The organism is Bradyrhizobium sp. 31Argb, assembly GCF_043638955.1.
In the GTDB taxonomy this organism is placed as follows: Bacteria; Pseudomonadota; Alphaproteobacteria; order Rhizobiales; family Xanthobacteraceae; genus Bradyrhizobium.
In genome coordinates this window covers 1-1,460 of record NZ_JBEGDB010000583.1, presented here as the reverse complement: position 1 = coordinate 1,460, position 1,460 = coordinate 1, and the positions used below count along the sequence as shown (strand labels likewise).

The window sequence follows — 1,460 nt, the reverse complement described above, 5'->3', positions numbered from 1 at the left end:
GCTATCCGATTCACACATTTTTGAGCCTCAAAGTGGTGCCGTATTTGATGCGACGGAAGGCTTCGAGGCCCAGGCGCATCACCTTTGGACCAGGCTTTCCATAGTAGGCGGTCCATCCTCCAAGCCGAGCAATGACCCACGCAGCGAAGGCGAGAGTGCCTTTTGGATGCGGGTTCTTTTGCTTCACAGTGGCCCCCTCGAGTTGAGAAGAGAGGGCTTCCAGCACAGGCTGGTCATCCGGCTCGAAGGCCTCGGTCAGTTCTTCCTCGGTCGTGCCGTCACGGGCGCGAACCAGTTGCATGATCGTGACCGTCGCTACGGCGGCTGCGGCAACGAACTTGATCATGACCTCGGGTTCGCCAATGTCGGCTTCCTCGATATCAAAACCGGCGGATTTGAGCGTGCGGAAGAACTCCTCGATGGTCCAACGCTTGCGATAGAGGTCGACGATCCGACGAGCTTGTTTTGGGCTTCTTATGACATGCGTGGTGAGAAGCCGCCAGTGGATCGGCTCGCCGTCATGGGTCGATGACACCTCCCGAACGTCCACCATGGTCAGGCGGATCATGTCGGGCAGATCTGGGCCAGGGCTGGGATGTGGCCGGCATAGCATTATCGGCGAGAAGCGCAAGGCAAGCTCGGCTATCCGCTCCTTGCGGCCCGGCGCCGCAGGAATCGTCACGCTGAACCGGGCAGCTTCCGGCAAGCCATCAACAAATGCAAACTGCTTCGCAAAAGCTCCGGACTTCAGTTTGATCTTCCGATTCCAGTTTGCCCTGACAAGCAACTCCACATTCGCCGGACGTCGCGCGAAGTGCTCGTAGATGTCGCTTTCCCGGTCGGAGATCACGGTGATGCTTTGCGCGGTCGATAAGGCCGCGCTGGCTTGAGCCGTCGCGGACAGCCAACGCTGCGACTCCTTGTCTGTTGTTGCTCGCGATCGCCGGGGCGTCACCTTGCCCTTGTCCCGATTCCAGACCTGCGCATCAACAAGACCCAGTAACGCATCAGTGCCGGCATCGAGTGCGAGCGCCGCATGCAAAAGCAGGCCGCGCGTTCCGCCGCCTTTGCCGACAGGGCCATAGCCGTTGGCTTTGGCGCGCCGTCCGCCAAGGATCAGTTCGCTGGTATCCTGAACCACGATGATCTCGCGACCGGCAACACGTTCCGCCGTGCGCGAAGCCGCATGGCTCGCCATCTCTGCGACACTTACCCGATCATTGCGCAGAAAACGCGTGAAGCGGACCTCCTGCGCTCGGTTCCCTGCAAGGCGTCGAATGCACGAACCAGGCCTTCCAACGAGCGCCACATGCAATGCGGCCCCCCTTTTTCCAGGCGACGATCGCCAAATCGCCCCAGCCCCACCTCCATCGACATAAGACCGTTCTCCACAAGACTACCTCCCGCCAGGGAATCAGTCTTCGCCGATCTTCGCAACAAAGATGTGTGCATCAAATAGC

2 protein-coding genes are annotated in these 1,460 nt (G+C 59.9%); both read right to left on the bottom strand.

What is annotated here, in order from left to right; all coding sequences use genetic code 11:
* Window positions 1-10: 10 nt before the first annotated feature.
* Window positions 11-1,198 (bottom strand): IS4 family transposase, encoded by a 1,188-nt coding sequence (locus AAFX91_RS41590; RefSeq protein ID WP_394570336.1) that lies wholly within the window; start codon window positions 1,196-1,198, stop codon window positions 11-13.
* Between the two features lie 11 nt (window positions 1,199-1,209).
* Window positions 1,210-1,460 (bottom strand): hypothetical protein (locus AAFX91_RS41585; RefSeq protein WP_394570335.1); only part of this gene is annotated, 251 nt, incomplete at its 5' end.

Excerpts from the sequence above, each read along its gene's own strand:
- AAFX91_RS41590 (WP_394570336.1), bottom strand. The coding sequence starts at position 1,198 with ATGGCGAGCCATGCGGCTTCGCGCACGGCGGAACGTGTTGCCGGTCGC.